We start from the raw sequence: 8,244 nt of genomic DNA on the forward strand, positions 1-8,244 counted from the left end.
GTTGATACTTCTATGACCGCTATGTCCGTCGGGGTCAAGCACTCTTTACCGTCTTTGGAAGCCGATTAGGCTACGGAGAGTGATTCTTCTCGATGTCTGTGTGACGAATGGTGTGTCGGCGTTCGGGAGACCCACGTCACAGGGGCGTGGTCCGCGTCGGCGGATCCAGGAGAGACACATGCGCTCACCCCGACATCACGAGCAAACGCGGGCCTGCCGTCCCACCACGGACCCGGGGCGACAGGCCGAGAACGACCGGAGCCTCCGAGGGGGGACGCGCGCACTCGCGGTCGCCGCCCTCTCCACGGCGCTCCTGGCCACCGGGGCCGCACCGGCACTCGCCCAGAACCTCGCACCCTCCGGGACCGCGGAGGCGCCCGCCCCGGAACGGGTGCACCAGTCCCTCGCCTCCTCCACCGTCGAAAAGGCGATCGACGCCGCCGAGGCCCAGAAGGGCAAGCCCTACGCGTGGGGCGGCACCGGGCCGGGATCCTTCGACTGCTCGGGACTGGTACAGCACGCCTTCAAGGAGGCCGGGGTCGACCTGCCCCGGGTCGCCCAGGACCAGGTCTCCTCCGGCGAGCGGATCGCCTACTCCGAAGCCCGACGTGGAGACCTTCTCTACTGGACCGACGGAAGCGGATACGCCTACCACGTCGCCATCTACCTCGGAGACGACCGCATGATCGACGCGCCCAGGACCGGAGGCTCCATCTCCGAGCGCGAAGTCATGCGCTACAACCTCGCCGGCGGCGTACGCCTCTAGTCGTCTTCTCGCACTCTTCGACGGCCGTTCCCCGTGCACCCGGGCCACGGCCGTCGCCCCTTTTCCCGGGGCGCGCCGACGGCGGGATCTCCTCCGCCCGCCACGCCGCGTTCGTCCGGGCGACCGTGCCGGAGAGCGCGAAAGCACATACTCTGGTTCCGTGAGCCCTATCCAGGTCCCAGACGCGCCCGTGGTCCTCTCGACGGCGTCGGTCTACCCGGAGAAGACCCCGGCGGCCTTCGAGATCGCCGCGAAACTGGGGTACGACGGGGTGGAGGTGCTCGTCTCCTCCGACCCGACCAGCCAGGACATCGACCTCCTGCGGCGTCTCTCGGACTATCACCAGATGCCCGTCACCGCGATCCACTCGCCCTGTCTCGTCCTGACCCAGCGGGTCTGGGGACGCGACCCCTGGGGCAAGCTCGTCCGGTCCAAGGAGATGGCGGAGGCCCTGGGCGCCAAGGCGATCGTGGTCCATCCCGCCTTCCGTTGGCAGCGCGAGTACGCCAAGGGGTTCGAGAACGGCATCGCCCGGATGCAGGACGAGACCGACGTGGTCTTCGCGGTCGAGAACATGTACCCGGTCCGGGTCCGCGACCGCGAGGTCGTCCCCTACGCGCCGAGCTGGAACCCCCTCGACCGGGACTATCCGGACGTCACACTCGACCTCTCGCACACCGCGATGTCCGGCTCCGACGCCATGGACATGGCCGCGAGACTGGGGGACCGTCTCTCCCACGTGCACGTCACGGACGGTTTCGGTGGCCAGAACCTGGACGAGCACCTCATCCCCGGGCGGGGCACCCAGCCCGTGGCCGAGCTCCTCGAACATCTGGCCGGGAACGGCTACGAGGGGCAGCTCGTCCTCGAGGTGAGCACGCGCAAGTCTCCCGACCGGCAGACCCGGATGCGGGAGCTGGCCGAGGCCCTGGCCTTCACCCGTCTGCACTTCGCCGGCCCGAAGGAGCCCGAACCGGCGTTGGGCCGTCGTGAACGCATCGCCCTGCTGAGGGATCGCCCCCAGCCTCCGCCACGACGGTTCTCCGTGGACCCGGGCGGGTCGGTCGACGACGAAGGGGACGCCGACGGGGATCGCCCCTGAGCGAGGGGTGTCCACGGATCGGGACGATCCGCCCGGGCCGGGTGTCGGTGGCGGCTAGCGTGGAGGGATCCGCAGAGAGGACCTCTTCATGATCGCGATCATCGGCGCAGGAAAGATGGGCGAGGCGCTGCTCGCCGGGCTGTTGACCCGGGACCACGCCCCGAAGGACGTTCTGGTCACCGAGCCGCGCGAGGAGCACGCGGCGGAACTGCGCGAGCGCTACGGGGTCGAGACGGTCCCCGCCGCGGACGCGGTCGAACGCGCCGACACCCTCCTGCTGGCGCTCAAGCCTCAGGACATGCTCGCCCTGGTGGACGAGATCGCCCCGCTCCTGTCCGGGCGGAACCTGGTGATCTCGGTGGCGGCGGGGCTGACCACCGCCGTGTTGGAGAGCCACCTGCCCGCGGGGGTGCCCGTGGTGCGAGCGATGCCCAATACCCCCGCACTGATGGGGCAGGGGATGACCGCGGTGGCCGGAGGGGCGCACGCGGAGTCCGCGCACCTGGACCGGGCCGAGGAACTGCTGGGCACGGTCGGAGAGGTGATCCGGGTCGGCGAGCAGCATATGGACACGGTGACCGCCATCTCCGGCAGTGGGCCGGCCTACTTCTACTTCATCGCCGAGACCATGATCGAGGCCGGGGTCGCCATGGGCATGCCCCGCGCCACGGCGCAACGGCTGGTCGACCGGACCATCACCGGGGCGGCCGCGATGCTCGATGGGACCGGGGAGCACCCCGTGGTCCTGCGTGAGGCGGTCACCTCGCCGGGTGGTACCACCGCTGCGGCCCTGCGCGAGTTGGAGAGGCACGGGGTGCGGACCGCGTTCACCGACGCCATCGAGGCGGCCAGGGATCGCAGTCGGGCCCTCTCCGGCAACTGAACCCAGGCAAAGGTGACCCACATCACATAAAGTCTTCTGCCGAATGTGGTCACCAGGTCACGGTCCCGGCGTCACACGGAGTGCATAAAGTCGGACAGGGTAGGCGGAATCCTCTGCCCCCTCCCACACGTGCCAGAACATCCTCCAACGATTCCGGGACCCCATGAGCAACCCTCACCCTCCATCGGACCCTTCCCGACCGCCCGGTCCGCCCGGGCCCGAAACCCCCCAGGGTGGCCCGGGCGGCCCCCGGAACCAGGGGCCGCCGCCGGGTGGTCCACCCTCTCCACCGGCTCAGGGCGGGACACCGCCCACCGGGTCTCCCATGAACGGCCCCCCTCCACAGGGAGCTCGGCCCCCCGCCGGTCCGCCTCCGAGCGGAGCCCCCTCCGGTGGGCACCCTCCGGCGGGCCCGCCCCCGGGCACACCTCCCGTCGGAGGTCGGCCTCCGGGCGGCCCGCCGCAGGGCGGTCCGCCCCCCGGAGGTCCCGGGGGACCGCCTTCCGGCGGACAGCCTCCGATGGGCCCGCCCCCCGCCGGCCGGCCGCCGATGGGAGCGCCCTCCGGCGGTATGAACGCCGGCGGTCCGCCTCCGGGCGGCCCGCCGCCGGGAGGCATGCCCCCCGGCGGGATGATGCCCCCGGGAGGACCGCCGCCCCTGCCCCCGCTCGGTCTGTTCAAGTCCGTCTCCGGCCGCCGGGCCGCCCTGCTCAATCTGTCCGGCGTCGGCGCGGGCTACTTCCACCTGCGCAACCACCTGTTCTTCGGGATCAATCTGGCGGTCACCATCGGGCTGCTGGTGACCGCCGCGCTGCTGGGCGCCGCCGACGACCTGCTCATGTGGGTCCCGATCCTGCTCGGCTGGGTACTGGTCACCGTCGTGCACGGTCTGTTCGCGGGGCGCGCGCACGACCGGCGCCTCATGGCGCGGGGTGAGAGCCCGACGGCCTCTCGCAGGCCGATGATCCTGGCGGCCTGTCTCGTCCTGGCGATGGCGGCCTCGCTCGTCGGCGTGTGGCAGACCGGCGAATGGCGGCTGCGCGTCGCCGACGCCGCCCACGCGAGCGGCGACTGCGACACCGCGATCGCCGGCTACAACTCGGTCGAGACCGCCTTCCAGCTCTCCATGTCCCCGAGCCTGATGGAGCGGTCCCGCGCCGGGGTGGAGGCCTGCGAGCTGCTGCGCCGCGCCCAGTCCGACGTGGCCAACGAGGACTACGACTACGCGTTGGAGTCCTACGGCGACTACTTCGCGCACCGCGCCTCCCGCTGGGAGGACACCGACGGCAGTGTCGCCGAGGTCCACCTCGACTACGCCGCCCAGCTGGCGGCCGAGGCCGACGAGCTCTACAGCGGCGAGGTGACCGAGGAGGTCGAGGCCACCTTCCGTCAGGCCCAGGAGACCTACACCTTCGTCGCCGAGGACTTCTCCGACACCCCCGCCGCCGCGGAGGTCCCCGCCGCGCTGGTCGACCTCTACGACCTCGCCACCGGCGACTACGCGGAGGAGAACTGGTGCGGGGCCTTCGGGCAGATCGGGATGTTCGACGATCTGACCTGGGAGTCCGCCCCGGAGGTCGCCGAACGGATCGAGGAGGAGCGTCCCGACGCCGCCCTCAAGTGCGGTTGGGACCAGGTGGACGCCGACGCCTACGACGAGGCCGAGGAGACCGCCGACCTTCTCGCCGCCGAATACCCCGACCACGAGGCCGACGAGGTCGAGGATCTGGTGCGGAACATCGGCGCCGGTCGCGTCGAGGAGAAGATGGACCGCGCGACCCTCCTAGGAGAGAGCGACATCTCGGACTCTCCGCTGGAGACCGGGGGCGGAGACAAGGTCTCCATCCGGTACGTGAACCACACCGACGAGGAGATGACCTTCCTCTACGTGGGTCCCGACGCGGTGCACGGCGAGGTCACCATCGATCCCTGCGCGGATTGCGACACGTCCTCGCCGCCCTCCTCCACCTCCTGCCTGAACGACGACAACGCCATGGATCTGAGCCTCGACCCGGGCGAGTACCGGATCCTGATCGGTGAGACCGACAACCTGTTGAGCCGTCCCCTGCACGGCACCTTCGAGATGAAGGCCGGGGAGACGTACGCGGACTGCTTCTACCGGGAGTAGTCCCTGACGGGAGCGTCCTCCCGACCCGCCGACCGGGGCCCGCGCGAGTGTTCGCGCGGGCCCCGGGGTTCTGTACAGGGGCGGGTTTGCGTACTGTGTGCTTCGAAGCACGCACACCTGGAACGGGGGTCACCACATGGGAGGGCGCACGTCCTGCTCGCTTCGGGTGGCATGGGACGAAGGACTCACCGCCTACGACTTCGGTCCCCAGCATCCGATGGCGCCGATCCGGGTCGAACTGACCATGGCGCTCAGCCGTTCGCTCGGCGTCTTCGACGGGCCCGGCGTGGACCTCTTGGACATCGAGCCGGCCTCGGACGAACTGCTCTCCCTGGTGCACGACCCCGCCTACATCAAGGCGGTCAAGCGCGCGGGCAGGACCCTGGAGCCCGACGACGCCCACATGCTCGGCACCGCCGACAACCCGGTCTTCCCCGACATGCACGACGCCGCCGCGCTGATCTCCGGAGCCTCCGTGGCCGCGGCCAAGGCCGTGTGGACCGGGCAGAGCGCCCACGCGGCCAATATCGCCGGCGGCCTCCACCACGCCATGCGCGGCAACGCCTGGGGGTTCTGCGTCTATAACGACCCGGCCCTGGCGATCGCGTGGTTGCTGGAGCAGGGTGCCAAGCGCATCGCGTACGTCGACATCGACGTGCACCACGGCGACGGTGTCCAGAACGCCTTCTACAACGACCCCAGGGTGCTCACCATCAGCCTCCACGAGTCCCCGGTGACGCTGTTCCCGGGGACCGGACAGGCGTCGGAGGTCGGTGGACCGGACGCGGAGGGGTACGCCGTCAACGTCGCCCTCCCGGCCGGTACCGGGGACACCGGCTGGCACCGTGCCTTCGAGGCGGTCGTTCCGCCGCTGCTGCACGAGTTCCAGCCCGAGATCCTCGTGACCCAACAGGGATGCGACACCCACGCGCTCGACCCGCTGGCCAACCTCACGCTCAGCGTGGACGGTCAGCGTCGGGCGTACGAGGAGCTGCACAAGCTCGCCCGCAAGACGGCGGGAGGCCGGTGGCTGCTGTTCGGTGGTGGCGGCTACGGGCTGGTCCACGTCGTGCCGCGTGCCTGGACCCATCTGTTGGGCGAGGCGGCCGGAGCCCCCATCGATCCCGATCGGGAGACCCCGCAGGAGTGGCGGGACTTCGTCCGCGAACGTACCGGGGAGCTCGCGCCGTTGTACATGACGGACGGACGCGAGGTCTCCTTCGCCCCCTTCGAGCGTGGATACGATCCGGGCGATCCCATCGACCGGGCCATCCACGCCACGCGCACCGCGATCTTCCCCAACCACGGCATCGACCCCAGTCTCTGAGAGGCCTTCCTCCCACCGTGGAGAAGGTGTTCCGACCTCCCGGATCACGCCACGGTGAAATCTCCGGGATCGCCGCGTGGAAGGCGCCCAGCGGGTAGGAAGGTGATGAATACCGGGCGAACGGGAATCGGCGCCGTGGTGGCCGCACGGCGCGTCACCGTCGGCGTCGCCCAGGAGAGGAAGGGGAACGCAGGTGACGCCGCCGACACGCGCCGAACTCATCACCTATCTGGTTCGCACGGGGATCGCGGGGCACGTCGACACCCCTCGACAGAACAACCTGCGCCACTATCGGAGGCTCGTCCAGAAGGACCCCTACCATCGGTTCGGTCTGACCTTCTCCCATGAGTGGACCTTCGAGGAGGTCCTCGCGCTGATGAACAAGCGCTGTGGTGTGGTGGGCGACGAGGAGTACGTGTGGGGGATCGACACGATCGATCCGGACCTGACCATCGACGCCTTGGAGGCGCTCGCGGACCGGATGGCCCTGGCCGCCGAGCGCGGGGAACGCGTCATGTTCGCCACCGGCCACCCGCGCAATCTTCGGGAGACGTACGGCGCCTGGAAGAACGCCCTGGCCGAGCGCGGCTGTCCGATCGTCACCGCGGCGGGCGGTTACTCCTATGAGGTGACCACGGAGCGACCGCCGAACCGGCGTGTGGTCGTCTGGCAGGACGATGTCGCCATGGTGACGGACGGCCATCTTCCGCGGCACAGTCACCATCCCTTCGCGATGCGGGCCATTCTCAACGAGCTCGGAGACCGGGGGGAGGCATGGCCGCAGTTGGTCATCGCCGATCACGGATTCGCGGGGGCCGCGGGGGAGATGGGCGTACCGACGATGGGTTTCGCCGACTGTAACGACCCGGCTCTCTTCCTCGCCGAACATGAGGGGAAACTACTGGTCACGGTGCCTCTCGATGACGGTTACCTGACCGAGGACTACGCTCCTCTGCGTGATTATGTACTCGCGAGAGCGGGGCTCCTCTGAGGGTGGGGGCACCTTTATACCCACCTTTAAACCTCATCCGACCCGTGCTCAACGTATATCCCCGAAGACAGCGAAAACCGACCTTCCCTAGACGGGAACTCGGCTCTACTCTGAAAACGGACGTGTCAGTAGTGACAGCAGGACACGGTGGCGTGGCGGTGGGACGGGCACGGAATCCGGGGCCTCCCATCGACTGGAAGGCACGCCAGAGCCGAAGGGTAGACAATTGCTCACGTCCGGGAATGAGGGCGTCGGAAGATGAACGGGAGTAAGCCGCCTCTCGAAGAGGTCAGGTTCCTGACCGTGGCGGAGGTCGCCACGATCATGCGAGTATCCAAGATGACCGTTTACCGAATGGTGCACTCGGGAGTTCTCCCCGCAATCCGTGTGGGGCGTTCCTACCGGGTTCCCGAACGGGCCGTGCACGACTACCTCCGTGAGGCTTTCGTCGAGGCCGGTTGATCGCGGACTCACGGGGTCCGGGCGTCGGGCGACATGTCCGGCGCCCGGACCACCGAGAACCCACGGGCGCGGTGTACCCCCACCACCGCCCCCGTGGGTGAACCACGTTCTCGCGAGGTGTTCCTCCAGGCCGGGTCGGACGACCCTTGCGCCGGGGCGCCGAAGTGTTCTCCAGGGTGTCTACTACACTTTGTCGTTGTTGTAGTCCGCCCTGTTCACACCCTGTTCGCGAGGTCCCCTCGATGCCCAGTACCAACGCAGGTACGCGGCGCCACCGTGCCGTGCCGCTCCTGTCGGCCGCCGTCCTGGCCACAGTCCTCGCCCTGACCGGCTGTGCCGGGGGGACCGAGATCCAGACCGGTGGTGAGGAGGACCGTTTCATCTCGGGGGATGGGAGTGCGACCGTCTTCGAGGCGGGGGATCGTGTTCCGGTTCCTGAGGTGGGTGGGACGACCTTTGAGGGTGATGAGTTGGCGTTGGCCGACTATGAGGGTCGGATCCTGGTGTTGAACGTGTGGGCGAGTTGGTGTGGTCCGTGTCGTGCGGAGCAGCCGGTGTTGGACGAGGTGTTCGCCGAGTACGGGG

The 8,244-nt window shown here is 69.2% G+C and carries 8 protein-coding genes; all 8 read left to right on the forward strand.

Annotation, left to right across the window (positions count from 1 at the left end):
- Positions 1-178 precede the first annotated feature (178 nt).
- Positions 179-766, forward strand: coding sequence for a C40 family peptidase (locus U9J66_RS15140; RefSeq protein WP_326337967.1), 588 nt, complete (start codon positions 179-181; stop codon positions 764-766).
- 160 nt (positions 767-926) lie between these two features.
- A complete protein-coding gene (locus U9J66_RS15145) occupies positions 927-1,868 on the forward strand; it encodes a sugar phosphate isomerase/epimerase family protein (RefSeq protein ID WP_161111175.1) in 942 nt (313 codons plus the stop codon).
- A gap of 88 nt (positions 1,869-1,956) precedes the next feature.
- The gene (proC, locus tag U9J66_RS15150) at positions 1,957-2,751 is read left to right on the forward strand and encodes a pyrroline-5-carboxylate reductase (RefSeq protein WP_014912131.1); all 795 of its coding nucleotides are present in this window, start codon (positions 1,957-1,959) and stop codon (positions 2,749-2,751) included.
- 631 nt (positions 2,752-3,382) lie between these two features.
- Complete coding sequence (locus U9J66_RS15155) at positions 3,383-4,879, forward strand: hypothetical protein (RefSeq protein ID WP_014912770.1); 1,497 nt, start codon at positions 3,383-3,385, stop codon at positions 4,877-4,879.
- A 166-nt stretch (positions 4,880-5,045) separates the two neighbouring features.
- A complete protein-coding gene (locus U9J66_RS15160) occupies positions 5,046-6,206 on the forward strand; it encodes an acetoin utilization protein AcuC (protein WP_017534643.1) in 1,161 nt (386 codons plus the stop codon).
- Positions 6,207-6,399: 193 nt separating this feature from the next.
- On the forward strand, positions 6,400-7,197 hold the full coding sequence (locus U9J66_RS15165; RefSeq protein WP_014911628.1) for a phosphatase: 798 nt from the start codon (positions 6,400-6,402) through the stop codon (positions 7,195-7,197).
- A 258-nt stretch (positions 7,198-7,455) separates the two neighbouring features.
- Positions 7,456-7,659: a helix-turn-helix domain-containing protein gene (locus U9J66_RS15170; protein WP_013155995.1), complete on the forward strand. Its 204-nt coding sequence runs from the start codon at positions 7,456-7,458 to the stop codon at positions 7,657-7,659.
- A gap of 281 nt (positions 7,660-7,940) precedes the next feature.
- Positions 7,941-8,244, forward strand: a 304-nt coding sequence (locus U9J66_RS15175; RefSeq protein WP_326337969.1) for a TlpA family protein disulfide reductase, incomplete at its 3' end; no start/stop codon positions are given.

The sequence above is a fragment of the Nocardiopsis sp. LDBS1602 genome, assembly GCF_035818715.1.
Classification (GTDB): domain Bacteria; phylum Actinomycetota; class Actinomycetes; order Streptosporangiales; family Streptosporangiaceae; genus Nocardiopsis; species Nocardiopsis alba.

Excerpts from the sequence above, each read along its gene's own strand:
- U9J66_RS15140 (WP_326337967.1), top strand. The coding sequence starts at position 179 with ATGCGCTCACCCCGACATCACGAGCAAACGCGGGCCTGCCGTCCCACC.
- U9J66_RS15170 (WP_013155995.1), top strand. The coding sequence starts at position 7,456 with ATGAACGGGAGTAAGCCGCCTCTCGAAGAGGTCAGGTTCCTGACCGTG.
- U9J66_RS15155 (WP_014912770.1), top strand. The coding sequence starts at position 3,383 with ATGATGCCCCCGGGAGGACCGCCGCCCCTGCCCCCGCTCGGTCTGTTC.
- proC (WP_014912131.1), top strand. The coding sequence starts at position 1,957 with ATGATCGCGATCATCGGCGCAGGAAAGATGGGCGAGGCGCTGCTCGCC.